The organism is Kitasatospora aureofaciens, from assembly GCF_001188955.3.
GTDB classification, from domain to species: Bacteria; Actinomycetota; Actinomycetes; order Streptomycetales; family Streptomycetaceae; genus Kitasatospora; species Kitasatospora aureofaciens.
Genome location: NZ_JPRF03000020.1, coordinates 52,511 through 79,015 on the forward strand (window position 1 = coordinate 52,511; position 26,505 = coordinate 79,015).

Below are 26,505 nucleotides of genomic sequence, written 5' to 3' on the forward strand. Positions count from 1 at the left end.
CGGAGGGTGTGGGGAGGCGAAGCCCAATGGCCGCGAGACCACTCGTCGCACGACAGCCCAACGAGCGCCTGCAGCAGCTGATCCAGGAGGCCAGCTGCTCCAACGCCGGCCTGGCCCGCAGGGTCAACCTGTGCGGCGCGGAGCACGGACTGGACCTGCGCTACGACAAGACCTCCGTCGCCCGCTGGCTGCGCGGCCAGCAGCCGCGCGGGCAGGCGCCGGCCGTGATCGCCGAGGCCCTCGGGCGCAAGCTCGGCCGCAGCGTGTCGGTCGAGGAGATCGGCATGGCCGACGGCAAGAACCTCAGCTCCGGCATCGGGCTGCAGTTCGCGCCGACCCTCGGCGCCGCGCTGGAGCAGGTGTGCGAGCTGTGGCGCAGCGACGTCGGCCGGCGGGACTTCCTGACCGGGGCGACGGTCGCCGCCTCCGCGCTGGTCGAGCCCAGCCGGGACTGGCTGATCACCCCGCCCGACCCGGTGGTGGCCCGCGGCGGCGGCCCCCGGGTCGGCCCGACGGACGTGGCCGCGATCAGGGCGACCACCACGATGCTGGTCGACCTGGACCACCGCTTCGGCAGCGGGCACGTGCGCCCGGTCGTCGTGCACTACCTCAACTCGGTGGTCTCCGGTCTGCTCGGCGGCGCCTACCGGGAGGAGACGGGACGCCAACTCTTCGCCGCGGTGGCCCGTTTGACCGAACTCGCCGGCTACATGGCGGTGGACACCGGGCAGCCCGGGCTGGCCCAGCGCTACTACATCCAGGCCCTGCGGCTCGCCCAGGCCGCCGACGACCGCGGCTACGGCGGCTACGTCCTCGCCGCCTCGATGAGCCACCTGGCGGCCACCCTCGGCAACCCGCGCGAGATCGCCCAGCTCGCCCGCGCCGCCCAGGAGGGCGCCCGGTCGGTCGCCACCCCGACGGCGATGGCGATGTTCTACGCCGCCGAGGCCCGCGGCCACGCCCTGCTCGGCGACGCCCGCTCCTGCGAGGCGGTGTCGGCCAAGGCGCTGGAGATGATGGAGAAGCGCCGCCCGGAGGACGACCCGGACTGGATCGCCCACTTCGACGACGCCTACCTCGCCGACGAACTGGCCCACTGTCACCGGGACCTCGAACAGGCCGGCCCGGCCGAGCACTACGCCCGGCGGGCGCTCGACCTGCACCCGCCGACCCGAGTGCGCCGGCGAGCGGTGGACCTCGTGCTGCTCGCCACCGCCCAGCTCCAGCAGCGCGACCTGGAACGCGCCTGCGAGACGGGCACCCAGGCGGTGCGGCTGCTGAGCGGGCTGCGCTCCAACCGGGGCGTGGAGTACCTGGACGAGTTCCGGCGCAGGCTGGAGCCCTACCGGGAGCAGCGGGTGGTGCGCGAGTTCCACGCCAGGGCGGACGCGGAGGCGGCCTGAGGACGGTCCGCGCTGGGAGCGGTGGGATTGTCCCGCCCACGTGGTCACCCGGTGAGGCGAACCGGTAGCGTGGGCGCGACGTCCAAGGAACTGTGATGCTCCCAAGAACCGACGAGATGTGGTCCGCCGACCGTGCGCGGTCCTGCACAGGTGAGGAATCGCGTTGAGTCAGCGCCGCTCGTACCCCAACTCCGGTGACTTCAACCTGGACGACCTGTTCCGCCCCGAGCCCGGCCAGCCCCAGGGCCAGCCGGGCCAGCCGCAGGGCCCCACGGCCGTGCCGCCGGTGGGCCAGCCGTCCGGTCAGCCGGAGTACCTGGGCGACGGCGCGCACACCCAGCAGCAGTGGGGTGCGGCGCCGCAGCCCGGTTACGGCGTCCCGCCGCAGGCCGACCCGGCGCCGGCCACCCAGCACCTGCCGCCGTACCCGGCCGGTGACCCCCAGAGCGGCGGCTACCCCGCGCCGCAGCCCGGTTACGGCGTACCGCAGCAGGCCGCGCCCGGCTACCAGGGGTACCCGCCGGCCGCGCAGCCGCAGACGCAGCAGCAGTCCGGCCACCCCGGGCAGGGCTACGGCCAGGGCGGCTACGCACAGGGCGCCCACGGCACCGACGGCTACGGGCAGGGCGGCTACGCGCAGGGCGCCCACGGCACCGACGGCTACGGGCAGGGCGGCTACGGCCAGGCCGACCCGAACGCGACCCAGGGGGGCCGCCCGGGCCGCGGCGGCCGCTCCTCCAACAAGCTGATCATCGGCGGCGTGGTGGCGGGCTGCGCGGCGGCCGGCATCCTGGTCGCCGTTCTGATGAACGGCGGCGAGAACACCGACAAGTCCGGCCACAAGACCGCTCCGGTCGCCGCCACCGGCAGCACCGCCCCCGGCACGGCGAGCGCGAGCGGTTCCGGCGCCCCCGTCGACCCGGAGGTCAAGGCACAGGCGCAGCCGCTGTCCGACCTGCTGGGCACCGCGAGCGACAGCCGCAGCTCGGTGGTCTCCGCGGTTGCCTCGGTGCAGAAGTGCGACAAGCTCCCGGACTCGCAGCAGGCCCTGACCGCCGCGGCCGGCAAGCGGCGGGAGCTGCAGACCAAGCTCGGCCAGCTGAAGACCGACAAGCTGCCCGGCGGCCAGCAGCTGATCGAGCAGCTCAACGCCGCCTGGACGGCCTCGGCCCAGGCGGACGACGAGTACGCGGCCTGGGCGACCGACGCCCAGTCCTCCTGCGACCCGAAGAAGCCGGACACCGGCAACCAGCACTACAAGAACGCCGTGCAGGCCAGCGGCACGGCGACCACCGCGAAGAAGCAGGCCTCGTCCCTGTGGAACACGATCGCCACCCAGACCGGCCTGCCCAGCCGCAGCGACGGTGACCTGTAACGCTGTCAAGGGCCGGCCCGGGCCGGCCCTTGACACAGGGCTCCGGCTCAGGCGGGCGGTCGGCCGCCGGTGAGCACCCAGCGGACGTCCACGAAGCCCGGCTGCTGCGGCGTCATCCGCCCGTTCCTGACCACCTGGTAGGTGATCCAGGTGTTGACCAGCCGCGGCGACTCGGTGCTGGGCAGCATGTTGGTGGTGCCCCAGTTCAGCGGCGGGGTGAGGCCGACGTCGATGCCCTCGCCGCTGTCCAGCAGGGCGGTGACGGTCTTCGAGCTGACCGGCTTGCCGGCCGCGGCCAGCTTCTCGGACACCACCCGGAACACCTCGTAGGCGACCCAGGTGGTCTGCACGCCCGGGTCGGAGACGTCGATGCTGTTGGCGCCGGTGGTGTCGGAGCGCACCACCGAGCGCAGCCCGTCCCAGATCCTGGCCGACTCCGGCGGGTACCAGCTGGTGACGAACGCCCCGGCCAGCGGGCCGGAGTCGCCGCCGGTGGAGTCGACCACCGACTGCTGGACGCTGCCGATCACCGAGGCGATCCGGGTGTTCTTCGGGGTGAGCCGCCGGTAGGCGTCCAGCAGGTTGCCGGTCGGCTCGGCGGCCATCGCGCTGGTGACGCAGTTGCCCGGCTCGTCCCTGCCGATCGCCTTGCGGGCCACCGCCGTGTAGTCGGAGGACTGCTCGGGCGCCTTGACGTCCAGCAGCTTCATCCCGGCGGGCTTGAGCGCGTTGCCCAGGTAGCCGAGCAGGCTGTCGCCGGCCGGGGTGTCCGGACGGATCAGCGCGACGGACCTGCAGCCGGCCTCGACCAACTGGCGGCCGCTGCCCGCGATCAGCGCGGGCATCCCACCGTCCACCGGGTAGGACAGCGGGCTGGAGAACTCGGGCTGGGAGAGGCCGTACCCGCCGATCAGCGGGATGCCGGCGCGCTCCAGCACCGGCATGAAGGCGTCGCCCCACTGGCTGTAGGAGCCGATCACGGCGGCCGCCCCGGCGTCCACCGCCTGCTGGGCGCAGGCCTTGGCGCCGTCGGCGGTGTTGTGCTCGTTGCAGGTGATCACGTGCAGCTTGTGGCCGTTCAACCCGCCCTTGAGGTTGACGTCCCGGCCGATCGAGTCGGCCAGCGCGGTCATGCCGGGGCGGTCGGCGGACCCGGTGCCGGACGGGGCCCAGGTCATCACCGTCAGGTCGTCGGCGTTGGTGGAGGCATCGGCCGGTCCGCCGCACGCGGAGGCCGAGAAGAGGGTGGGGAGCAGCGCCGCGGCGGTCACCGCGGCGGCGATCGGACGCCGGCGACGGCGGGCGATCGTGGGACGGGCCCGGAACGAGTCCCTTCGGCTGGTCATCGGTCTTCCCTCTCTGGGCGCCATCCGGCGCACCGGAAACAGCCAAGACCCGGTGCCGCAAGGCGAGAGGGCGGAAATGCGAACGCTCGGCAAACGGCGGCCGAAATCCGAAGGGGTACGCGTGTAGATCGCGAGTGGAGCACGAACAGACGGGGAACGTACGATCGTTCACCATGTCCGTCAGCACAGATTCTTCGCACCGGTCCGCCCGAAACACTTCTCGTCCGGGCCACCGCTCCAGCACGATGGGCGGCATGCCGCTCAACGACCTGCCCTGGTGGCGCTGGCGAGCCCGACTGCGCTCGGCGCTGCACATGCTGTCCGACCCCGGTTTCCAGCAGGAGGCCTGGCTGGCCGGACGGGAGGGCTACGGGGACGTGACCGACGCCGTCTACCGGCTGGTCGAGGACACCTGGCTGGACCGCTGGTCCGCCGAGAAGTACGTGGGCACGATCTTCCGGGACTCCGCCGAGGCCGCCCTGGTCGACGTCGCGGTGCTGCGCGCCGTGCAGATGCTGCACGAGGTCGGCGCGGACGCCCCCGCCTCCGCCTACCTCGGCCACCCCGGCTGGCCGGAGACCGTCCGGGCCGCCCGCGAGGCCCACGTCGCCCTGGCCGTCGGCGACGGGGAGGACCCGGACGCGGCACCCAGGTCGCTGGACGTGCTGCGGATCCTGACCCAGGTCTGAGGCCGCCCGTCCGCCGGGCGGTGCCGTCCCGCAGTGCGGGCAGCGGGGCGGCCACTGTCCAGGATGTGACACGCTGGACCATTCACGAACTCGCACGACCTCAGGACGGGATACCCCCAGTGGAACAGCAGCCGGCCAGCGCCCAGTACGTCCTCACGCTGTCCTGCCCCGACAAGCAGGGCATCGTCCACGCTGTCTCCAGCTACCTCTTCATGACCGGCTGCAACATCATCGACAGCCAGCAGTTCGGGGACGGGGAGACCGGACTGTTCTTCATGCGGGTGCACTTCTCCGCCCCCGAGCCGGTCACCGCCGACAAGCTGCGGGCCAGCTTCGCCGCGATCGGCGCCTCCTTCGGGATGGACTGGCAGATCCACCCGACCGAGCAGCGGATGCGGATCGTCCTCATGGTCAGCAAGTTCGGGCACTGCCTGAACGACCTGCTCTACCGCACCCGGATCGGCGCCCTGCCGGTGGACATCGCCGCGGTGGTCTCCAACCACACCGACCTGCGGGACCTCACCGAGAGCTACGGCGTCCCCTTCCACCACATCCCGGTCACCAGGGACACCAAGGCCGAGGCCGAGCGGCAGCTGCTCGACCTGGTCGAGAAGGAGGACGTGGAACTGGTCGTGCTGGCCCGCTACATGCAGGTCCTGTCCGACCAGCTGTGCACCGCGCTGTCCGGCCGGGTGATCAACATCCACCACTCCTTCCTGCCGAGCTTCAAGGGCGCCAAGCCGTACCACCAGGCGCACGCCCGCGGGGTGAAGCTGATCGGCGCCACCGCGCACTACGTCACCGCCGACCTCGACGAGGGCCCGATCATCGAGCAGGAGGTGGCCCGGGTCACCCACGACGTCAGCCCGGACCAGCTGGTCGCGCTCGGCCGGGACGTCGAGTGCCAGGCGCTGGCCCGCGCGGTCAAGTGGCACAGCGAGCACCGGGTGCTGCTCGACGGCAGCCGGACCGTCGTCTTCGCCTGAGTCTCCGCAGAGCCTGAGCTTCCGCAGAGCCTGAGCCTTCTCAGAGCGCCCGCGGCCGCGACAGCAGCGGCAGCGCGTGCAGCACCTCGCGCACCGCGGCCCGGTCACCGTGCTCGCCCACCGGCAGCCGGTCCGGGTCGCGGTGCGCGGCGGCCAACTGGCACAGCTCCAGGCCGTCCAGCACCATCGAGGCCACCGGCTCACCGCCGGGCGGCCCGGCCTGCTCGCCGCCCAGCGGCACCAGCCACTCGCCGGCCGCCGGACCGTCCACCACCAGCCGCAGCCGCCTCGGCTCCCGGACGGCCGTCGCCCCCGCCGGCCCTGCCGTGCCCGGTGCCCCGGCGGGCTGGGGGCGGGCCGCCCGCAATCCGGCCAGCGCCCGCGGCAGCAGCCGGACCACCAGCTCCACCATCTGCCGCAGGTGCTGCGGCGCCGGCGGGTCGTACGGGTAGGCGACCGCCCGGGCCACGTCCTCGCCGTGCACGAAGCACTCCAGGGCGCGGTCCACGAAGGCGTCGCGCAGCGGCAGAACCGCGAAGCCGAGGTCGACCGGGGTGCTGCCCTGCGGGGCCAGCGCGGCGCCGCGCACCAGGTCGTGGGTCTGCTGGCGCCAGCGGGCGCGCACCGACTGCGGCGGCAGCCCGGCCTGGTCGGCGAGCAGCCGGGCGGTGCGCGCGGTGACCGCGGTGGACGGGCCGCCCTGCGGTGGCACCCGTGGCACCCTCGGCGCCGGGACGGCCGCTTCCTGCGGTGGCACCCGCCGCTCCACCACCCGTGCCCGCGCCGGGGCGGACGGGGCAGCCGCCGGGACCGGGTCGGGCAGGCCGAGGGCGAGCGCCAGGAAGCCGTCCACCGCGGTCAGCCGGCCCAGCACCTCGGCCGGGCGCAGCAGCTCGGCGCCGCCGTGCCACGGCAGTTCGGCGACCTCCTGCCACTCCTCCGGGCCGAGGTCGCGCAGCAACGCGTCCAGCTTGGCGGTCTCCGCGGTGTACGGCATCCCCCAGGCGGGGACGGGCAGTTCGGCCGGGCGGCGGGCCAGGCACCAGTCCAGCACCTGCTGGCGCAGCGAACCGGGCTGGTCCAGCGGCTCGTCCAGGGAGAGCCAGCCGGCCGCGTCGCGCAGCCGGGCGGCTTCCTCGGTGCACTCCGCACAGCCGCGCAGGTGCCGCTCCAACTCGGCGGATTCGCGCGGCGGGCAGGCGCCGAGGGACCAGGCACCGAGCAGCGAGCGCAGGGCGTCGTGCCGCTCCTCGTTCATGTCCGCTCGCCCTCGTCGCAGTCGCAGTCGCAGTCTCCGCGCCCGGTGCGGTGCCCGTCGTCGGCGGTGTTCCCGTCGTCGTGCCCGTCGCCGTCGCCGTGCCCGTCGCCGTCCCGGCGCGACGGGTGGGGCTCCTGGCGGGCGCGTTCGTCGGCCAGTTCGGTGGCCAGCAGCTCCAGGCCGAGCCGCATCCGCTGCTTGGCGGCCTGCTCGCTGATGCCGAGCAGCCGGGCCGTCTCCTGGTAGGTGCGGCCGTCGTAGTACGTCACCGCGATGGTCTCGCGCAGGGGTTGGGGCAGGGAGTCGACCACGTACTGCACGCGCGCGGCGGTGGCCACGGCGCGGATCTCCTCCTCGGTCGCGCCGGTGCCGCGCTCCGGCGCCCGCTCGGCGTCGCGCCGCGCCCGCAGCCGTTCGACCGCGCGGCGGTGGGTGAGCGCGCCGAGCCAGGAGCGCAGCGACCCCTGGGCGGGGTCGAAGTCCTCGGGGTGCTCCCAGACCTGGGCGAAGATCTCCCGGGTGAGCTGGTCGGCGGCCACCTGGTCGGCGAGTATCCGCCCGGCCAGGCCGTGCACCATCGGCGAGAGCCGGTCGTAGAGTTCGCCGAGCGCGGTCTCCTCGCCCCGGGCGAGGCGCCGCTGCAACTGCTCGTCCCAGCGCGGGATCCGGTCCGGGGTGGCCATCGAGAACCACCCTCCTGCCCGGTTCGCTCGGCGTTACTCCACGGTATCCCGTGGCCGGTCCGCGGCGGGAGGGAATCGGGCAAGAACGGAACCCCGTCCCGTGGATCGGCATCGCTCCGGGGGAGCCCGATGGTGGATCCCGGCGACGGTTCGTCACATGGCGGGACGTCCGCTCGCGGGACCGTCCGCGGAGGCCGCTGTTCGAGACCCGCTGGACATATGTCGCACGGGTGGTTCGCGAGTGGCGGGCAGGGCCGTGGGGGCCTCCGGCGGTAGGTTCCCGCCAGGGCGTGTCCGACACGCGCTGAGCGGGACCGGCGTCGGCCCGGGCCGGACGAGTGCCGGTACGAGGCTCGCGTGAGTGAGCGGGACAGTATGCACTGCCCTGTCCCCCGATCGCCGGAATATGCCCGAAGCGCTTGCTGCCGTCCGTCCGCCCGCCCATCCTGAGGCGTATTCGTGTCGCGGCCTGTGTGCGACTGACGAGTTGGCGCGGGCGAGTGGCGCGGGCGGACGGGTCGGCGAGCGCCCGGGTGAGCCCCGGGTGGCCCCGGGCGAAGCGCGAGGGCCCCGCCGGCCGGCTGATCCGGCCCGATCGGGACGTTGGCCGAACTGCGAGTGCGGGTGGTGGAGCGGTGCAGGTTCTTCAGGTACAGCTTGCGGTGCAGGCGGACCCCTCGGAGGTCGGCCGGGCCCGCCGGTGGGTGCGCTCGCGGCTGCTGAACCACGGAGTGGACCCGGACGCACCGATGGCCGAGACGGTGGTGCTGGTGGTCTCGGAACTGGTCACCAACGCCGTGGTGCACACCGGCTGTCCGGCCGTGCTGCGACTCTGCCTGCCAGTGGCCGACGGCTCCGCGCAGGCCGGTCCGTGCGGCCTGCTGCGGGTGGAGGTGGCCGACGCGAGCCGGACCGCCCCGGCCCCCCGGCACGCCGGTGCGGACGAGGACGCGACCAACGGGCGCGGGCTGGAACTGGTCGAGCTGCTCTGCGAGCGCTGGGGCTGGTACCCGGACGGATCGGGCAAGCGGGTCTGGTGCGAGATCGACACCCAGGCCCGACCGGTGGACCCGATGGCCGGGGCGGACTGGGCCGCTTTGGCTCAATAGCGGCTTCCGGCAGCGGACTTCAGCGGCTCTCCACGGGCCTTCGGGCGCCGCTGCCGGGTGGCGTGGACCACGGCGGTGATCACCGGCCGAAAGCTGACGCAACCATTCCGAATTTCGGACTACCCATTGACGTGACGTATCCGACTGATCACGCTTGGGTGCGGCTCTCCGTTGCGAGGGGACGCCGAGGGGACGTCCGTCCGCGCCACGGTGCTGCTGTCCAGGGGGATCGCGTCAGCAGGGGGGATCGTGGACCGCCGGGCGCGGCCCGCTCCTCGGCGAGTGCGGAGGCCGCGGCGCGGGTTCAGGGGCCGTGCGCCGCGATCGGACGGTGGCCCGCCACGCTGCGCCAGGCGCGTACGCGGCCGGCCGCCGTCCGGTGCGCCGCTCCCCGGGGGCGGATTCCGGCCTAGCGCCAGTCTTCTCCCAGGATTCACTCGGCTTCACTCAGCACTCGGCTTCACTCGGCTGCGGTCGGCTCTTCGCCCGGCCCTCGGCCGCGCGGGAACCGTCCTTCGGCGCTACGCCGGGGTGCGGAACGTTCGCCGGTAGGCGCTCGGAGCCACGTCCAGCCGTCCGCGCAACTGCAGCCGCAGCGAGGTGCCGGTGCCGAAGCCGGACCGCCGGGCGACCTGGTCGATCGTCAGGTCGGTGCGCTCCAGCAACTGCCGGGCCCGCTCGGTGCGCTGGGTGGTGATCCACTGGCCGGGGCTGGCGCCGGTCTCCTCGCGGAAGCGCCGGGTGAAGGTCCGCACGCTCATGCCCGCCCGGTCGGCGAGCCGGCGCAGCGGAAGCGGCTCCTCCAGGTGCTCCAGTGCCCAGGCGCGGACGGCCGCGGTGCCGGTGCCGGTGCCGCCGGAGGTCACCGGGCTCGGCGCCTCCACGTACTGCTTCTGGCCGCCGTCGCGCCAGGGCGGCACCAGGCAGTTGCGGGCCACCGCGTTGGCCACCGCGCTGCCGTGGTCGCGGCGCACCACGTGCAGGCACAGGTCGACCCCGGCGGCGACCCCGCCGGAGGTGAGGATGTCGCCGTCGTCGGTGTAGAGCACGTCCGGGTCCAGCAGGACCTTGGGGAACGTCCGGGCGAAGAGCTCGGTGTAGCGCCAGTGGGTGGTGGCCGGGCGGCCGTCCAGCAGTCCGGCGGCGGCCAGCAGGAACGAGCCGGTGCAGATCGACATCAGCCGGGTGCCGGGCCGGATCCGCCGCAGTGCGGCGGCGAGTTCGGGGGTGAAGGGGGCGTCCGCCAGGTCAGGGTCGGAGTCGTGGGAGGCGGGGAGCACCACGGTGTCGGCCCGCTCCAGCAGTTCGGGCCCGTGGTCGACCGCGATCCGGAAGTCTGCGCTGGTGGCGACCGGCCCGCCGTCCAGGGTGCAGGTGGCCACCTGGTACAGCGGGCGGCCGGCGTCGTCCTTGGCGTTGCCGAAGATCCTTGCGGGGATGCCGAGTTCGAAGGCGATCGCGCCCTCCAGGGCGAGTACCGCGACCAGGTGCGCCATGCCGTTCCCTCCCCGGGGCCCCGTCCTCGGACTCCCGCCTCCCCGACCGGAGCGGGGCGCGTCCGGGTCAGGGTACGCGAGGGCGTGGCCCGATTCTTGCGAAAGCTGTCATTCAGGCCACTCGTCCGGGTGGCGCGGGCTCGGGAGACTCGTCCACGTGACCGAACGCAGTGCCCTCGCCGCCTCCACGCCCGCCGCCCTCGCCGCCTCCACGCCCACCGCCCCCGCGCCCGGCCGGCGCCCCCGGGTGCACTACGCCTGGGTGGTCGCCGCCGTCGCCCTGCTCGTCCTGCTCGGCTCGGCCGGCTTCCGCTCCACGCCCAGCCTGATGATGGACGCCCTGCACAACGAGTTCGGCTGGTCGCTCGGGACGATCTCCAGCGCCACCTCCGTCAACCTCACGCTCTACGGCCTCACCGCCCCCTTCGCCGCCGCCCTGATGGACCGTTTCGGCGTGCGCCTGGTGGTCGTCTGCGCGCTGCTGACCATCTCCGTCGGCGCCGGCCTGACCATGCTGATGCGCCAGCCCTGGCAACTGGTCCTGTGCTGGGGCGTACTGGTCGGCCTCGGCAGCGGCTCGATGGCCGGCGCCTTCGCCACCACCATCACCGGCCGCTGGTTCCAGGCCCGCCAGGGACTGGTCACCGGTGTGCTCACCGCCGCCGGAGCAGCGGGAAATCTGGTCTTCCTGCCGGTCGGCGCCTGGCTGGTCGAACAGCACGGCTGGCGCTCGGCCGTGGTCGTGGTCTCGCTGGCCGCCAGCGCCGTCGCCGTGCCCGTCCTGCTGCTGATGCGTGAGCGCCCCGCCGACCTCGGCCTGCTCCCGTACGGCGCCACCGAGGCCCCGCCCGAGCCGGTGCGGGACGCCCGCGCCCTGGCCCGCACCCTGCGGGTGCTGCGCGACGCCGCCCGCACCCGGCCGTTCTGGCTGCTGGCGAGCTCCTTCGCGATCTGCGGCGCCACCACCGCCGGTCTGGTCGGCACCCACTTCATCCCGGCCGCCCACGACCACGGCATGCCCGTCACCACCGCCGCGAGCCTGCTCGCCCTGATCGGCCTGTTCGACGTGGCCGGCACCGTGTTCAGCGGCTGGCTCACCGACCGGGTCGACTCCCGGCTGCTGCTCACCGTCTACTACGGGCTGCGCGGGGTCTCCCTGCTCCTGCTGCCGCAGCTGCTCGCCGGCTCGCTCCAGCCGCCGATCCTCGCCTTCGTGGTCTTCTACGGCCTGGACTGGGTGGCCACCGTGCCGCCGACCGTCGCCCTGTGCCGCCGACACTTCGGCGAGGACGCCCCGATCGTCTTCGGCTGGGTGCTCGCCGCCCACCAGATCGGCGCGGCCGTCGTCGCCGGACTGGCCGGCCTGGCCCGCGACGCGCTCGGCAACTACGACCTGACCTGGTACGGCGCCGGCGCACTGTGCGCGGTCGCGGTCGGCCTCTGCCTGGCGCTGCGCACCGGCCGGCCGACCGACCGGGCGGTGCCCGCCCTCTCGTAAGCACGTTCGACCGGAACACTAGGCTCCGCTCCATGGCGCTCACCTTCACCCTGGACCCGAAGCTCGACCCCGACCTGCGCACCGCCGTCGTACGGCTGTGGACGGACGTGACCAACGCGGGCGGCGCGGTCGGCTTCGTGGCTCCGGTCACCGAGGACGAGGTCTGGGACACCGCCGACCACCAGTTCGCCGGGGTCCACCCGGACGGCCCCGACCGGCTGCTGGTCGCGCACGAGAGCGCGACCGGCCGGCTGGTCGGGGTGCTGTTCTTCGCGTCGATGCGCTTCGCACCGATGGAGCACTGGCGGATGCTCAAGCGGGTCATGGTGCACCCCGACTTCCAGGGCCTCGGCTACGGCGCCGAACTGCTCGCCGAGGCCGAACGGGTCGCCCGCGCCTGGGGCCTGGAGTCGCTGCGGCTCACCGCGCGCGGTGGCCTCGGCCTGGAGCGCTTCTACACCCGCTGCGGCTACCGGGAGGTCGGCCGGGTGCCGGCCGCGATCCGGGTCGCCCCCGGGGACGACCGCGACGACATCACCATGTGGCTCGACCTGCGCTGAACCCTCGGGGCCCGTCGGGGCTTCCCACGGGCTTCCCCGGGCCAGGGGCGGCGGACCCGTGGCCCGCGCCGGGTGTCAGGCATGCTTCACTGGGAAGTCCCGCCCCGGCTCGAACCAGAAGGATGTGTCCCAGTGAGCAGCAACGGCCCGCAGAAGTCGCACGCCACGCTCCGCTACACCTCCATGCGGGCCAGCATCTTCCTCGGGTGCCTGCTGGTGGCCCTGCTGCTGGGGCGTTTCGGGGTCATCCCGGTGAGCGGCGAGGCCGGGGTGGTCTTCCTGGTCCTGTTGGCCGCGGTCGCCTCCGCGCCGCTCAGCTACGTGCTGCTGAGCAAGCAGCGCGACGAGATGTCCACCCAGATCACCACCAAGGTCGCCGGGATGCGCAGCCGCACCGCCGAGCGGATCGCCAGCCAGAACGCCGAGGAGGACGCCGCGGACGACGCCGCCCGCGCGACCGCCTCCCGGCAGAGCTGACGCCGGGCGCGGCCCGCCGTGGCTGCTGATCCTTCCGGGGGCGACCGGGCCGTCGAGCCCGACGGGTCCGTCGAGGCCGACCGGCCGGCCGGGGCCGACCGGTCCGCCGGGACGTGGCCTGCCCCCGTGCGCCGGCCCACCGGGCGGGACGTCGCCCGGCTCGCCGGAGTGTCCCAGGCCACCGTCTCGCTGGTCTTCTCCGGCGCCGAGGCCGGCCGCCGGGTCTCCGAGGCGACCCGGGAGCGGGTCCGCGAGGCCGCCCGCAGCCTCGGCTACCGCCCGCAGGCGGCCGGCCGCCAGCTGCGGCTGGGCCGCAGCGGGATGATCATGCTGGCCGTGCCGAACCTCCAGGGCCCGTTCTTCGGCCGGGTGCTGGAGGGTGTGCACCACGAGGCCGGCCGGCACGGCCTGGCGGTTGTGGTCAGCTCCGGCTGGGGCAGCGCCACCCTCGCCGAGGCCGCCACGGCGGGCCGCTTCGACGGCCTGCTGATCTGTTCCCCGGACGACAGCCAGCTCGGCGAACTGCCGCCCGACACCCCTGCCGTCTTCCTGGACGCCGATCCCGGCACCGACCGGGCGCGCCCGACCGTCGAACTGGACGTGGCCGGCGGGATGCGGGCCGCCGTCGAGCACCTGGCCGCCCTCGGGCACCGCCGGATCGGGCACCTGCGTTCCACCCACGCCGCGTACACCTTCCGGGTCCGGCAGGCCGCCTTCGAGCGGGCCGTCCGTGAACTCGGCCTGGACGTCGTGGAGTTGGGCGTGAGCCTGAACGAGGGGTACACGGCCGCGCGGAGCGTGGCGGGGGAGCTGCTGGAGCGGTCGGACCGTCCGCGCGCGGTGATCTGCGACGACGACGTGGTCGCCTCCGGCGTCTACCAGGCGGCCGCCGAGCGGGGGTTGCGGGTGCCGGACGACCTGTCGGTGGTCGGCATGGACAACGTCGCGGTCTCCGGGCTGCTCGCCCCGCCGCTGACCACCGTCGACCTGCCCGGCGAGGAGCTCGGCCGGGCGGGGGCGGCCGCGCTGGCCGGACTTCTGCGCGGCGAGCGGGTGGCGCCGGTGGCGCCGCTGGCCACCGCCCTGGTGCGGCGCTCCTCGACGGCCCCGGCGCGCTGACGCCCCCGGCGCGGCCTTGACGGGGCTGCGGCTCCGAGGAAAGGACTGCGCCCGCCGGCCAGACCCCCGGCGGGCGCAGTCGTCTGTGGGGGCGGGCCGGTCACCCCACCGTGAGGGGCTCGGCGGGCTCGACGGGCTCGGCGGGCTCGACGGCCCCGACGGGCTCGAAGCGCGGCGCCGTCGGCGCGGAGCGGAACCAGCGGCGGGCGCCGAACAGCACCGCTGCGCCGAGCGCGATCCCGCCCGCCGCGCACACCGCGACCGGCCGGAGCGAGGAGCCCTCGGCGAGGTGCCCGGAGACGGCGTAGCCGAGCGAGTTGCCGGTGGCGAACAGGGTCACCAGCCAGGCGAAGGCCTCGGTGACCGTCCCGGTCGGGGCGAGTTCGGCGACCAGCACGAAGGCGGCCGCGAGCAGCGGGGCCAGCAGGATGCCGGAGACGAAGGCCAGTGCGGCCATCGGGTACGGGCCGGGCAGCGTCACCAGCGGGAGGTAGGAGGCGGCCATCGCGAGGGCCATCAGCCAGGTGCGGGTGGCGGTGCTCTGCCGCCAGTTGACCGTGCCGTAGGCGAGTGCGCCGAGCAGTCCGCCGAGCGCGGCCAGCGCCAGCAGGGTGCCTCCGCCGCCGGGCAGTCCGCCGGCGTGCCGCTCGGCGTAGGCGATGAAGAGCACGTTCTGCGCGCCGACCGCCCAGCCGGCTCCGGCCAGTCCGACCAGCAGCAGTACCAGGCCCGGGGAGCGCAGCGGGCCGAGCAGTCCGGCGGACTTCTCGCGGGCGGGGGCGCGCCAGGCCCGGGCCGGGGCGGCGGTGGCGACGACCAGGGCGCCGGCCAGTCCCAGTCCCGCGGCCACCCAGAGTGCGGCGACCGGGCTGAACAGTCCGGCGATCCCGGCGACGGCCAGCGGCCCGGCCACGTAGAGGATCTGCTGGGAGGCGGAGTCGAAGGCGTACGCGGTGTCGAGCTGTTCGTCCTCGACCACGTCCGGCCAGAGCGAGCGCAGGCAGGGCTCGAGCGGCGGCATCGCGAGACCGGCGACGGCGGCGCCGAGGGGCGCCGCGACGGGCGAGCCGGGGGCGAGGGCGAGCAGCGCGTACCCGCCGCCGGCGATCACGGCGGAGGCGAGCAGGACGCGGGGCTGTCCGGTCCGGTCGACGATCCGCCCGAGCACCGGCCCGCCGACGGCGGCGGCGAGTGCGTAGACGGAGGTGGCCAGTCCGATCCGGCCGTACGGGACGCCGGACTCGCGCAGGGCGAGGGCGATCACCAGGGCGGTCATACCGGCGGGAAGGCGGCCGAGCAGGGTGCCGAGCAGGAGTCGGGTGACGTGCGGGGCGCGGAGCAGGGCGAGGTAGCCCATCGGTGGTCTTCTCCGGTGTCTGGGCGGGGAGGGCGGGGAGCGCAGGGGAGGGCCGGGGACACCGTCAAGGTTATACGTATAACTGCCGGTCGGTCAATCCGTCCGGAAGGCTGATCTGATGGGGCGTCAGCATCGTTCGTGCCCGGATCTCGCCCCGAGGCGGGCTTGGAGTTCGAGCTCATCTCAAACAACTACTTTGAACATCTCAAATCTTTACTGCTAACGTATTGGCCGTGACCACCTCAGACGCACTGCGGATGCACGGCCCGGGCCAGCTGCCCGGCGCCGCCCGCCCCCGTGCTCTGACCGGTGCTGTGGACAGCCCGTGCCGTTGTCGCGCCACGGTCCGTACGGCCCTGAGCTGTACCGCGGCGGCACGCCCCTGAACCGGGGCCCGAGCCCCTCCCGTGCCCGGCCCCGTGCCGTGCCGCCGCCTCCGCCCCACACCCCACCGTCAGCAACGCCCTCCCCGGAGTCGCACCCCCATGTCCACAGCGCCCGAGGCGACCTCGTCGCCGTCCGTGCTCACCCGCATCCGCAAGACGCCGTTCTGGGTGCAGATCGTCGCCGGCCTCGTGCTCGGCGTCGGCCTCGGCTACCTGGCCCGTGCCGCCGACGTCTCCTGGCTGGCCACCACCCTGGAGACCATCGGCAAGATCTTCGTCCAGCTGCTCAAGCTGGCCGTGCCCCCGCTGGTCTTCACCGCGATCGTGGTGAGCGTCGCCAACCTGCGCAACGTCACCAACGCGGCCCGGCTGGCGACCCGCACGCTGCTCTGGTTCATGATCACCTCGCTGATCGCGGTCGGCATCGGCCTGGGCCTGGGCCTGCTGACCAACCCCGGCCAGGGCACCAACCTCAAGACCGAGGGCCTCAAGGCGCTCGACTCCAAGGGCACCTGGATCGACTTCCTGACCGGGATCTTCCCGACCAACATCGTCGACGCCTTCGTCAAGGTGAACGTCCTGCAGATCGTCTTCCTGGCGGTCGTGGTCGGCGCCGCGATCATCAAGCTCGGCACCAAGGCCGACCCGGTCCTCAAGCTCAGCGAGACCGTGCTGGAGCTGACCCAGACCGCCCTGTGGTGGGTCATCCGGCTCTCCCCGCTCGGCACCCTCGGCCTGATCGGCAAGTCCGTCGCCAAGTACGGCTGGGACCTGCTCAAGCCCTTCGCCACGCTGACCCTCGACATATACGTCGGCTGCGCGCTGGTGCTGTTCGTCGTCTACTCGCTGGTGCTGCGCTTCGCCGCGGGCCTCAACCCGCTGCACTTCTTCAAGGGCGCCTGGCCCGCCATCCAGCTGGCCTTCGTCTCCCGCTCCTCGGTCGGCACCCTGCCGGTCACCCGCCGGGTGACCGAGCGCCTCGGCGTCCCGAGCGAGTACGCGTCCTTCTCCGTGCCGTTCGCCGCCACCACCAAGATGGACGGCTGCGCCTCGATCTACCCGGCCGTCGCCGCGATCTTCGTCGCCCAGGTCTACAACGTCGAGCTGGACATCAAGGACTACATCCTGATCGCCTTCGTCTCGGTCGTCGGCTCGGCCGCGACCGCCGGCCTCACCGGCGCGATCGTCATGCTGACGCTGACCCTCTCCACCCTGGGCCTGCCGCTGGAGGGCGTCGGCCTGCTGCTCGCCATCGACCCGATCCTGGACATGATGCGGACCGCGACCAACGTCGCCGGTCAGGTGGTCGTGCCGATCGTGGTCGCGGCGCGGGAGCGGATCCTGGACGTGGCCGCGTACAACAACCCCTCCGGGGACCTGTACGAGGAGGACGCGCCGAAGGCCGTCATCCCGGTGCGCGCCGACGCCGAGGGCGTGGCCGCGGCCTGATCCCCGGGTTCGCCCGATCGGGTTCCTCCGGCGGGTTCCTCCGGCCGGGTCCTCCGGCCGGGTACGCGAAGGGCCCTCCCCCGACGGGGGAGGGCCCTTCGGCGTTCCTCGTCGCCTTCCCCGGCGCGGCCCGCGGAGACGGGCGAACCGAAAAGGCAGGGGGCCCGCCGCGATGGGCAGGCCCCCTTGGGTGCTGCTCTTGTGCTCATGGTGACGGCTGTCGGGAGCCGCCGGCGGACCCGAAGGGGTCCCGAGCGATCAGAACATCAGAGGATGGTCAGACGGCGGTGACGTTCTCCGCCTGCGGGCCCTTCGGACCCTGGGTGACGTCGAAGGTGACCGCCTGGTTCTCCTCCAGCGAACGGAAGCCGTTCGCGTTGATGGCGGAGTAGTGGACGAAGACGTCGGGGCCGCCGCCCTCCTGGGCGATGAAGCCGAAGCCCTTCTCAGCGTTGAACCACTTGACGGTTCCCTGAGCCATGCCGTTCTCCTTGCGATGCGTGTCGGGGGCCACACCGTGTGGTCCCCGGTCCGCTGCGCTGATCGCCCTGCCTCCGGACGAGTCCGAAGTTTTTCGATATTGCTGAAAAACTACAAAAAGCCCGCGGTTACATGCTCCGCAGGCTTCAAGTACTGCAAGGGGAATCAAACTGCAACTGAGGGCAACGCTAGCATGCGGCCGCTGTGACGACCAGAGGTCACTTGCCCTCCGGACGGTGCGTGTCGTGGGCCTCCGGATCGGGCGGGAAGAAGGCTGGGAGCGGGCGGTGGAAGGCGCGTTGGGGGCGCGCGCCGGACCGTCACCGCTCTGACGAGGGGCGCTCCCGCGCGTGTCGGGTGGCCGGTGCGAGCCGTCCCGAACAGCGGGCATACGCTGCGGGGGAGCGCACGAACAGCAAGGGAGCGGCGCAGTGGCAGCACCGGACGCGCAAAAGCGGGAGCCCGACCAGCCCGAAGAGAACACCCCGGTCAGACCGCGGGTCGGCCATATTCAGTTCCTGAACTGCGTCCCCCTCTACTGGGGCCTCGCCAGGACCGGCAACCTGCTCGACCTGGACCTCACCAAGGACACCCCCGAAAAGCTGAGCGACCAGCTCGTCGGCGGCTCCCTCGACATCGGGCCGATCACCTGCGTGGAGTACCTGCGCAACGCCGACGACCTGCTCGTCATGCCCGACATCGCGGTCGGCAGCGACGGTCCGGTGATGTCCTGCCTGATCGTGAGCAAGGTGCCGCTCGCCGACCTCGACGGCCGCCGGGTCGCCCTCGGCTCCACCAGCCGCACCTCCGTCCGGCTGGCCCGACTCCTCCTGGAGGAGCGCGAAGGCGTTCGCCCGGACTACTTCAGCTGTCCTCCGGACCTCAGCGCGATGCTCGCCGAGGCCGACGCCGCCGTCCTGATCGGCGACCCGGCCCTGCGCGCCTACCTCGGGCAGGCCGCCGACCTCGGGCTGACCGTGCACGACCTCGGCGAGATGTGGAAGGAGTGGACCGGGCTGCCCTTCGTCTTCGCCGTCTGGGCCGTGCGCCGCGAGTTCGCCGAGCGCCGCCCCGAGCTGACCGCGGCCGTCCACCGGGCCTTCCTGGAGTCCCGCGACCTGTCGCTGGTCGAGGCCGCCAAGGTCGCCGAGCAGGCCGCCCGCTGGGAGGCCTTCGGGGCGGACGTCCTGGAGCGGTACTTCAGCGAGGCGCTCGACTTCTCGCTCGGCGAGCGGCAGTTGGCCGGGGTCGCCGAGTTCGCCCGGCGGGTCGCGCACGACAGCGGCTTCGCGCCGGACGTGGCGGTGCGGCTGCTGGAGCCGACGGCGCTGCCGGTCGGGGGGTAGGGGACGGGGGAGTAGGTCCGGGGGCCGGAGGGAAGGTCCGGCGGGGTGGGCCGGAGGGGGTGGGCCGGGGGTTGTCGTTACGGCCGGACGGCGGTCCGCCCGGCCCGGTACGGTCTGCTCCCGAGGCGTGCCCGGCAGGTATTGCGCGGGGTGCGGTTCGGGAGCGGCGTACGCGGCCGGGCACCCGCCCGGAGCCGCGCGTACGCGTGCGAGGGGAGCGTGCGGGGCATGCGGGGCATTCGGGCACTGGGGTCGGACGATCCGCGCCGGGTGGGCGCCTACCGGCTGCTGCGGCGGCTCGGCTCGGGAGGGATGGGTCGGGTCTACCTCGGCCGGACGGCCGGGGGCCGCACCGTCGCCGTCAAGGTGGTGCGGACCGAGCTCGCGGACGACCCCGAGTTCCGGGCCCGGTTCCGCCAGGAGGTGGCCGCCGCCCGCCGGGTCGGGAGCACCTGGACCGCGCCCGTCCTGGACGCCGACACCGAGGGTGAGCAGCCCTGGGTCGCCACCGGCTACGTCGCGGGCCCCGCACTCGCCGACGCCGTCCAGGAGCACGGGCCGCTGCCCGAGGACTCCGTCCGCGCCCTCGGCGTCGGGCTCGCCGGAGCGCTCGCCCACGTGCACGGGCTCGGCCTGGTGCACCGCGACGTCAAGCCCTCCAACGTGCTGCTCACCCTGGACGGGCCGCGGCTGATCGACTTCGGGATCGCCCGGGCCCTGGACGCCACCAGCGGGTTCACTCGTTCGGGTTATGTGGTGGGCTCGCCCGGCTTCATGTCACCCGAGCAGGCGAACGGGCAGATCGTCGGACCGGCCGGCGACGTCTTCTCCCTCGGCGCCGTCCTGGCCTTCGCCGCCAGCGGCGTCCACCCCTTCGGGGAAGGCGTCAGTGCGGCCGTCCTGCTCTACCGGGTGCTGCACGAGGAACCGGACGTGGCCGGCCTGCCCGAGCCGCTGCGCGAGACCGTCCTCGACTGCCTGGCCAAGGACCCGGCCGCCCGGCCCACCCCGCAGCGACTGGCCGCGCGGCTCGACCCGGACGGCGCGGCCGCCGCCCGGCTGTCGCGGGGCGACTGGCTGCCGCCGGCCCTGGCGGCGGGGGTGGGGCGCAGCGCGGTGGAGTTGCTGGACCTGGAGGGGGCCGAGGCGGCGGTCGACGGTGGGGCCGCCGGGGACGGGGCCGAGGTGGTGCCGACTCCGACCTTGGTGCCGGGGGGACGTCCGGTGCCTGGGGTGGTGCCGGAGCCGGAGCCGGGGGCGGGGGCGGGGGCGGAGTCGGAGGGGGTGCGGCCGGCGGGGGCCGGTCCGTGGAAGCGGCGGGCCGGGCTCGCGGGGGCGGCGGTGCTGGTGGCCGCGATGCTCGGGGGTAGCGGGTACGGGCTGTACGCGATGACCCACCGGCCGGATCCGGTGGTGTCGGTGCCTTCCGTGGGGCCGATGCCGCTTCCGTCCATCGATCCGAGCGGCGCCGTCGCGTCGCCCGGGGCCTTCGGGTCGGGCGGGACGGACGGGCCGCCGGCCTCGGCTCCCGCGTCGACCTCTGCGTCGACCTCTGCGTCGACCTCTCCGTCGGCCGACGCTCCGGTGCCGCCGGGTGGGACGGGCACGGCGGGCGCGACGGGCGGGCCGAACGCGGTGCCGGCGGCGTTCCTGGGCACCTGGAGCGGCGACATGGTCACCGACAAGGGACTGCCCGGCGGCACCACCACCCTCACCGTCCGCCAGGCGGCGGTCGGTCAGGAGACCACCACCAGCCGCAACGCCCTCTCCGGCCTGATCTCGATCAGCTGCGAGGGCGCCTGGACGCTCCGGTCGGTCACCGGCACCGAGCTGGTGTTCCGGTCCCGGCTGGTGAAGTCCTCGATCCCGGGCGCCTGCACCGGCGGCTCGAACACGGAGACGCTCACCCTCCAGGCCGACGGGACGATCCGCTTCACCTCCGCCGACCCGGCGGCCGGGAACCCGGCCGGGACGATGCACAGGGTGAATGGGTGAATGGGTGAAGGGGCGAAGGAGGGAAAGGGGTGAAGGGGGAGGCCGGGTTGCGCCGCTGCGCGGCTGAGGCGCAGTTCAGCGGGCTGACGCGGGCGCCCGAAAGGCCTGGCGTAGGCTGGTTCGGCCGTACCCCAGTAGCACTTGAGAGAGAGAAGGCCGCCAGGTGACCGAGCTCGCAGCGACCACCCTCGATGCGTCCAGCACCGACCTGCAGGCCGTGCTCGACCGGGCCGCCGCCGGCGGCCGGATCACCCCGGAGGAGGCGCTCGACCTCTACCGGTCCGCGCCGCTGCACGCGCTCGGCTCCGCCGCCGACACGGTGCGCCGCCGCCGCTACGCGGGTACCGAGCACATCGCGACGTACATCATCGAGCGCAACATCAACTACACCAACGTGTGCGTGACGGCGTGCAAGTTCTGCGCCTTCTACGTGCCGCCCAAGAGCGACAAGGGCTGGTCCCGCGAGCTCGACGAGATCCTGCGCCGCTGCGCGGAGACGGTCGAGCTGGGCGGCACCCAGATCATGTTCCAGGGCGGCCACCACCCGGACTACGGCGTGGAGTACTACGAGCGCGCCTTCTCGGCGATCAAGGCCGAGTTCCCGCAGCTGGTGATCCACTCGCTCGGTGCCTCCGAGGTCGAGCACATGTCCCGGATCTCGGGCGTCTCCATCGAGGAGGCCATCACCAGGATCCACAAGGCGGGCCTGGACTCCTTCGCCGGCGCCGGAGCCGAGCTGCTCCCCGAGCGGCCGCGCAAGGCGATCGCCCCGCTCAAGGAGTCCGGCGAGCGCTGGCTGGAGATCATGGAGGCCGCGCACGGCCTTGGCGTGGAGTCCACCTCCACGATGCTGATGGGCACCGGCGAGACCAACGCCGAGCGGATCGAGCATCTGCGGATGATCCGTGACGTGCAGGACCGCACCGGCGGCTTCCGCGCCTTCATCCCGTACACCTACCAGCCGCAGAACAACCACCTCAAGGGCTCGACCCAGGCCACCGTCTTCGAGTACCTGCGGATGATCGCGATCGCCCGCCTGTTCCTCGACAACATCGCCCACATCCAGGGCTCCTGGCTCACCACCGGCAAGGAGGCGGGCCAGCTGTCGCTGCACTACGGCGCGGACGACCTCGGTTCCGTGATGCTGGAGGAGAACGTCGTCTCGGCGGCCGGTGCCAAGCACCGCTCCAACCTGACCGAACTGATCCACCTCATCCGCGCCGCCGACCGTGTCCCGGCGCAGCGCTCGACCACGTACGAGCACCTGCGGGTGCTGGACGACCCGGCGAACGACCCGGTCGACCCGCGGGTCGCCTCGCACATCGCCTCCACGGCGATCGAGGGCGGCACGGCGCACCCGGAGCTGAAGATCCTGGACAACTGAGTCCTCCGAGTCCGTCGGGACCTTCGGGTCCTTGAGTCCCTGAGTCCTTGAGTCCTTCGGGTCCTTTGAGCCCGCTGAGCTCGTCGAGTCCTCGGAGCCCGAACCGGTGCTGACCCTCCACCGGGCGGCCCTCGTGCTGCCCGATCCGGCCGATCCCACCGCCCCGTCCATCGCCGACGGGGCGGTGGTGGTGCGCGGCGAACTGGTCGAGGCCGTCGGGCCGTACGGAGAACTGGCGGCGGCGCACCCGTCGGCGCGGGTGCGGGACTGGGGCACGGCAGCCGTGCTCACGCCCGGGCTGCGCAACCCCTGGGGGCAGCGGCTGTTGGAGCGGGACTACCACCCGGACCCGCGCGAGGAGATCGGCGTCGAGCCGGTGGTGGACGGGCTGGTGGGCTGCACCGACGAGACCCGGTACGGGGCCAGCGCGCGGCGCGGGCTGCAGCGGATGCTCGGGTTCGGGGTGACGGCGGTGGCCGGGCCGTTCGAACGGGCCGCGGTGCGGACGGCGGTGGCGCGTTCGGGGCTGGCGGCGCTGCCGGGAGCTTCCGATGCCGGGGCTGGCGCCGGTGCCGGTGCTGCCGCCGGCGCCGGGTCGCTGGACCCGCTGGCGGTGCTTCCGTTGCCGCTGGCCGTGCACGGCCGGGTGGCGGCCGGTGGGCGGGCGGACTTCGCGGTGTTCCCTGGGCTGCCGGTGCTGTCAGGGTTGTCGGGCCTGTCCGGCGTGTCGGGGCTCTCGGGGCTGGCGGTCGGGGGTGGGGACGGGGTGCTACCGGCTGCAGGTGGGTGCCTGGCGACGGTGCTGGGCGGGCGGTTGGTGTACCGGCGGCGGTGACTCCCGCGCGAGGGCCGGCGGCCGGCCGGTGTGACGTACTCATCAGTAGTCGGATTGCCTTGGTGCGCAGGGAACTTGCATCGTGTGCACCCGAACTGCCGTGCTCTCGCAGGGGGGTGATTGACCCTTCGCCGTGACCTGAGGGCCCGCCAGCGGATACGATCCCGGACAGCTCACTCCGTACCCTCACCACACCACCGCCCGTGCCCGCGGGTGGCGGGGCCGTGTCCCAGGCCCCGGAGGCAAGCCAGGACAGGAACCATGCGAACCGCGACCGTCCCCCCGCCGCGATCCCCGCGGTTGGGCCGTGGTTGGTACCTCGCCGCCGTGCTCAGCGCCGTGCTGGCCGTCGGGATGTGCCTGCTCGGTTGGCGCCAGGCCGACCAGGCCGACCGGATCGCGGCCCATCCGGTGAGAGTCGAGGGCGTCGTCACCCAGCTGCCGACCGGCGGCGGCACCTACAGCGCCGTCAGCTACAAGGTGAGCGGCCAGCCGCACACTGCGGCCGCGCTGCCGCTTGCCGACGGCACCAAGGTCGGCGACCCGGTCTGTCTGGAGCACGCGGCCGACGACCCGGGCGCCGTGCGGATCTGCGGCGACACCTACCCCCAGCCGGTCGGCGTGGGACTGGCCCGGTTCAGTGTGCCGGTCGCCGTCGTGCTGTTCCTGATCTGCGTGCTGCGCATCCGGCGCCACCGGCGGGCCGTGGCCGTCCGCACCGGGCAGGGCCGGCTCGCCGCCAACCTCGCGCTGGCGACCGGGGCGCTGGCCGAGGGGATGCCCGCGATCACCCAGGGCAAGCGCTCCCGGCGCAGGCGGCGTACGGGCGGGCGGCGGGGGTCGCACCAGAGCGGGTGACCGGTGGGGGCCGCTCCCGGTCGTCGGCCGGTGGTGGTCGCTCGTCGGCCCGTGGTCGGTTCGTGCCGGTCGGCTCGTGGCGCCCTCCCGGTGTGCCCCGTTGGTCGCGGCGCCCGTCACAGGGTGAAGAATGGGGGCGTGACCCGAGCCTCCCTGGACAAGCAGCCGCACGAAGTCGCCGCCATGTTCGACGACGTCGCGGCCAAGTACGACCTCACCAACGACGTGCTCTCCCTCGGCCAGGCCCGCGCCTGGCGTCGGGCGGTGGCCGAGGCGGTCGCCGCCGGACCGGGGGACCTCGTGCTCGACCTCGGGGCCGGCACCGGTACCTCCTCGCTGCCCTTCGCCGAGGCCGGGGCCCAGGTCGTCCCCTGCGACTTCTCGGTCGGCATGCTCACCGAGGGCAAGCGCCGCCACCCCGAGCTGCCGCTGACCGCCGGCGACGCCACCCGGCTGCCGTTCGCGGACGACACCTTCGACGCCGTGACGATCTCCTTCGCGCTGCGCAACGTCCACGAGACCGACGCGGCGCTGCGCGAGATGCACCGGGTCACCAAGCCCGGCGGCAAGCTCGTGATCTGCGAGTTCTCCACGCCGACCTGGACGCCGTTCCGGACCGTCTACACCGAGTACCTGATGCGCGCGCTGCCGCCGGTCGCCACCGCCGTCAGCAGCAACCCGGATGCGTACGTCTACCTCGCCGAGTCCATCCGGGCCTGGCCGGACCAGCCGGCGCTGGCCGCCCGGATGCAGGAGAGCGGCTGGTCGAAGGTCGCCTGGCGGAACCTGACCGGCGGGATCGTCGCGTTGCACCGCGGGTACAAGTCCGCCTAGCGGGGCCGTGCCGCCCATCCCGCGCCCTGCCCCCCGGTCCCGCCCTGCCTCGGCCCCGTCCCGCCCTGCCCCGGCCCGGGTCGGGGCAGGGCGGGACGGGGCGCGGGCGAGTCCGGCGACGTCAGCGGAACTAGACTGCCGGAGACAAAAGCCGCCATCCCCCCGCCGCAGCTCCAGGAGTGTGTCCACGTGTCCGAGACCGCAGCCGATCTGACGAAGCCGGACAGCACGGTCGAGAGCACTGCCGACGTCATCGTGGTCGGCGCGGGCCCGGCCGGCGCCACGACCGCGTACTATCTCGCCCAGGCCGGGCTGGACGTGCTGCTGCTGGAGAAGACCGCCTTCCCGCGGGAGAAGGTCTGCGGCGACGGTCTGACCCCGCGCGCCACCAAGCAGCTGGTGGACATGGGCATCGACGTCTCCACCGAGAACGGCTGGCTGCACAACAAGGGCCTGCGCATCATCGGCGGCGGCGTCCGGCTGGAGCTGGACTGGCCCGAGCTGGCCTCCTTCCCGGACTACGGACTGGTCCGCAAGCGCGCCGACTTCGACGAGCTGCTGGCCCGTCAGGCCGAGAAGGCCGGCGCCCGGCTCTACGAGCGCTGCAACGTCAGCGGGCCGGTCCTGGACGACCGCACCGGCCGGATCGTCGGCGTCACCGCCAAGCTCGGCGAGGAGAAGCGGCCGGTCACCTTCCGGGCCCCGCTGGTGGTCGCCGCCGACGGCAACTCCACCCGGCTCTCGCTCGCGATGGGCCTGCACCGCCGCGAGGACCGCCCGATGGGCGTCGCCTACCGCACCTACTTCAACTCGCCGCGCCACGACGACGACTACCTGGAGTCCTGGCTGGAGCTGTGGGACACCCGCGGCGGCCAGCGCAAGCTGCTGCCCGGCTACGGCTGGGTCTTCGGCATGGGCGACGGCACCTCCAACGTCGGCCTCGGCATCCTCAACTCCTCGCCCGCGTTCGGCGAACTCGACTGGCGCGAGGTGCTCAAGGCCTGGTGCGCCGGCATGCCGGAGGAGTGGGGCTACACCCCCGAGAACATGACCGAACCGATCCGAGGCGCCGCACTGCCGATGGCCTTCAACCGGCAGCCGCACTACACCCGCGGCCTGCTGCTCGTCGGCGACGCGGGCGGCATGGTCAACCCGTTCAACGGCGAGGGCATCGCCTACGCGATGGAATCCGGCCAGATCGCCGCCGGCGTCATCGTGCAGGCCCACGCCCGCCTCACCGACGGCGGACGCGAGCGCGCCCTGCAGGCCTACCCGCGCATCCTCAAGGACGTGTACGGCGGCTACTACACGCTCGGCCGGGCCTTCGTGAAGATGATCGGCAACCCCAAGGTGATGCAGCTCGCCGCCCAGCACGGCCTGCCCCGGCCGCTGCTGATGCGCTTCACCCTCAAGCTGCTCGCCAACCTCACCGATCCGAAGGGCGGCGACGCGATGGACCGCGTGATCAACGGGCTGGCGAAGGTCGCGCCCAACGCCTGACGCCCGTGACTGGTGTTCGGTGCCTGAGGCCTGGGTTCTGAGGCCTGGTGTCGGAGACTTGGCCCTTGACGGTTGGGTCCGG

23 protein-coding genes are annotated in these 26,505 nt (G+C 73.6%); 17 read left to right on the forward strand and 6 right to left on the reverse strand.

Annotated features, from left to right (window positions below; translation table 11 throughout):
* Positions 1-26 precede the first annotated feature (26 nt).
* Both HS99_RS12330 and HS99_RS12335 read left to right on the forward strand, forming a co-directional pair.
* The gene (locus HS99_RS12330) at positions 27-1,403 is read left to right on the forward strand and encodes an NsdA family TPR-like regulatory protein (protein ID WP_030287159.1); all 1,377 of its coding nucleotides are present in this window, start codon (positions 27-29) and stop codon (positions 1,401-1,403) included.
* Positions 1,404-1,566: 163 nt separating this feature from the next.
* The gene (locus HS99_RS12335; RefSeq protein ID WP_050366627.1) at positions 1,567-2,778 is read left to right on the forward strand and encodes a hypothetical protein; all 1,212 of its coding nucleotides are present in this window, start codon (positions 1,567-1,569) and stop codon (positions 2,776-2,778) included.
* A 47-nt stretch (positions 2,779-2,825) separates the two neighbouring features.
* Here HS99_RS12335 and HS99_RS12340 read toward each other — a convergent pair whose 3' ends face one another.
* Positions 2,826-4,124 (reverse strand): ABC transporter substrate-binding protein, encoded by a 1,299-nt coding sequence (locus tag HS99_RS12340; protein ID WP_046386045.1) that lies wholly within the window; start codon positions 4,122-4,124, stop codon positions 2,826-2,828.
* 173 nt (positions 4,125-4,297) lie between these two features.
* Between HS99_RS12340 and HS99_RS12345 the strand changes: the two genes are divergently transcribed.
* Positions 4,298-4,813: an SCO4402 family protein gene (locus HS99_RS12345; RefSeq protein WP_072654783.1), complete on the forward strand. Its 516-nt coding sequence runs from the start codon at positions 4,298-4,300 to the stop codon at positions 4,811-4,813.
* A 119-nt stretch (positions 4,814-4,932) separates the two neighbouring features.
* On the forward strand, positions 4,933-5,799 hold the full coding sequence (gene purU, locus HS99_RS12350; protein ID WP_370863248.1) for a formyltetrahydrofolate deformylase: 867 nt from the start codon (positions 4,933-4,935) through the stop codon (positions 5,797-5,799).
* Positions 5,800-5,839: 40 nt separating this feature from the next.
* Here the strand turns inward: purU and HS99_RS12355 are convergent, their stop codons facing one another.
* Both HS99_RS12355 and HS99_RS12360 read right to left on the reverse strand, forming a co-directional pair.
* Complete coding sequence (locus tag HS99_RS12355) at positions 5,840-7,057, reverse strand: zf-HC2 domain-containing protein (protein WP_030552712.1); 1,218 nt, start codon at positions 7,055-7,057, stop codon at positions 5,840-5,842.
* The gene (locus HS99_RS12360; protein ID WP_063737835.1) at positions 7,054-7,740 is read right to left on the reverse strand and encodes a sigma-70 family RNA polymerase sigma factor; all 687 of its coding nucleotides are present in this window, start codon (positions 7,738-7,740) and stop codon (positions 7,054-7,056) included. The genes HS99_RS12355 and HS99_RS12360 overlap by 4 nt, the downstream gene beginning before the upstream one ends.
* A 635-nt stretch (positions 7,741-8,375) precedes the next feature.
* Between HS99_RS12360 and HS99_RS12365 the strand changes: the two genes are divergently transcribed.
* Positions 8,376-8,849, forward strand: coding sequence for an ATP-binding protein (locus HS99_RS12365; protein ID WP_046386046.1), 474 nt, complete (start codon positions 8,376-8,378; stop codon positions 8,847-8,849).
* Positions 8,850-9,370: 521 nt separating this feature from the next.
* Here the strand turns inward: HS99_RS12365 and HS99_RS12370 are convergent.
* Complete coding sequence (locus HS99_RS12370; RefSeq protein WP_030552692.1) at positions 9,371-10,345, reverse strand: GlxA family transcriptional regulator; 975 nt, start codon at positions 10,343-10,345, stop codon at positions 9,371-9,373.
* Positions 10,346-10,502: 157 nt separating this feature from the next.
* On the opposite strand from HS99_RS12370, the gene HS99_RS12375 reads away from it, so the two are divergent.
* From HS99_RS12375 to HS99_RS12390, 4 genes are all read left to right on the forward strand, one after another.
* Positions 10,503-11,843: an MFS transporter gene (locus HS99_RS12375; RefSeq protein WP_030287172.1), complete on the forward strand. Its 1,341-nt coding sequence runs from the start codon at positions 10,503-10,505 to the stop codon at positions 11,841-11,843.
* A gap of 32 nt (positions 11,844-11,875) precedes the next feature.
* The gene (locus tag HS99_RS12380) at positions 11,876-12,403 is read left to right on the forward strand and encodes a GNAT family N-acetyltransferase (RefSeq protein WP_030287174.1); all 528 of its coding nucleotides are present in this window, start codon (positions 11,876-11,878) and stop codon (positions 12,401-12,403) included.
* 132 nt (positions 12,404-12,535) lie between these two features.
* Complete coding sequence (locus HS99_RS12385; protein ID WP_030287176.1) at positions 12,536-12,880, forward strand: DUF4229 domain-containing protein; 345 nt, start codon at positions 12,536-12,538, stop codon at positions 12,878-12,880.
* Positions 12,881-13,006: 126 nt separating this feature from the next.
* Positions 13,007-13,999 (forward strand): LacI family DNA-binding transcriptional regulator, encoded by a 993-nt coding sequence (locus HS99_RS12390; protein WP_037830434.1) that lies wholly within the window; start codon positions 13,007-13,009, stop codon positions 13,997-13,999.
* 100 nt (positions 14,000-14,099) lie between these two features.
* Here the strand turns inward: HS99_RS12390 and HS99_RS12395 are convergent, their stop codons facing one another.
* The gene (locus HS99_RS12395; RefSeq protein ID WP_046387209.1) at positions 14,100-15,356 is read right to left on the reverse strand and encodes an MFS transporter; all 1,257 of its coding nucleotides are present in this window, start codon (positions 15,354-15,356) and stop codon (positions 14,100-14,102) included.
* A 485-nt stretch (positions 15,357-15,841) separates the two neighbouring features.
* Between HS99_RS12395 and HS99_RS12400 the strand changes: the two genes are divergently transcribed.
* Complete coding sequence (locus tag HS99_RS12400; RefSeq protein WP_043388185.1) at positions 15,842-17,191, forward strand: dicarboxylate/amino acid:cation symporter; 1,350 nt, start codon at positions 15,842-15,844, stop codon at positions 17,189-17,191.
* A gap of 277 nt (positions 17,192-17,468) precedes the next feature.
* Here HS99_RS12400 and HS99_RS12405 read toward each other — a convergent pair whose 3' ends face one another.
* Entirely contained in the window at positions 17,469-17,672 is a 204-nt protein-coding gene (locus tag HS99_RS12405; protein ID WP_030287184.1) for a cold-shock protein, read from the reverse strand.
* Positions 17,673-18,102: 430 nt separating this feature from the next.
* On the opposite strand from HS99_RS12405, the gene HS99_RS12410 reads away from it, so the two are divergent.
* The 7 genes from HS99_RS12410 (at position 18,103) to HS99_RS12440 (ending at position 26,423) form a co-directional block, all read left to right on the forward strand.
* The gene (locus HS99_RS12410; protein ID WP_030287186.1) at positions 18,103-19,017 is read left to right on the forward strand and encodes a menaquinone biosynthetic enzyme MqnA/MqnD family protein; all 915 of its coding nucleotides are present in this window, start codon (positions 18,103-18,105) and stop codon (positions 19,015-19,017) included.
* A 228-nt stretch (positions 19,018-19,245) separates the two neighbouring features.
* Positions 19,246-21,012, forward strand: a complete 1,767-nt coding sequence (locus HS99_RS12415) for a serine/threonine-protein kinase (protein WP_199821464.1) — start codon at positions 19,246-19,248, stop codon at positions 21,010-21,012.
* Between the two features lie 163 nt (positions 21,013-21,175).
* On the forward strand, positions 21,176-22,396 hold the full coding sequence (mqnC, locus tag HS99_RS12420; protein WP_046387239.1) for a cyclic dehypoxanthinyl futalosine synthase: 1,221 nt from the start codon (positions 21,176-21,178) through the stop codon (positions 22,394-22,396).
* Positions 22,397-22,502: 106 nt separating this feature from the next.
* On the forward strand, positions 22,503-23,231 hold the full coding sequence (locus tag HS99_RS12425) for an amidohydrolase family protein (RefSeq protein ID WP_030552700.1): 729 nt from the start codon (positions 22,503-22,505) through the stop codon (positions 23,229-23,231).
* 261 nt (positions 23,232-23,492) lie between these two features.
* Positions 23,493-24,089 (forward strand): hypothetical protein, encoded by a 597-nt coding sequence (locus HS99_RS12430; protein ID WP_072654779.1) that lies wholly within the window; start codon positions 23,493-23,495, stop codon positions 24,087-24,089.
* Between the two features lie 138 nt (positions 24,090-24,227).
* On the forward strand, positions 24,228-24,923 hold the full coding sequence (locus HS99_RS12435) for a demethylmenaquinone methyltransferase (RefSeq protein ID WP_030287196.1): 696 nt from the start codon (positions 24,228-24,230) through the stop codon (positions 24,921-24,923).
* Between the two features lie 210 nt (positions 24,924-25,133).
* Entirely contained in the window at positions 25,134-26,423 is a 1,290-nt protein-coding gene (locus HS99_RS12440) for a geranylgeranyl reductase family protein (RefSeq protein ID WP_030287198.1), read from the forward strand.
* Positions 26,424-26,505: the final 82 nt, after the last annotated feature.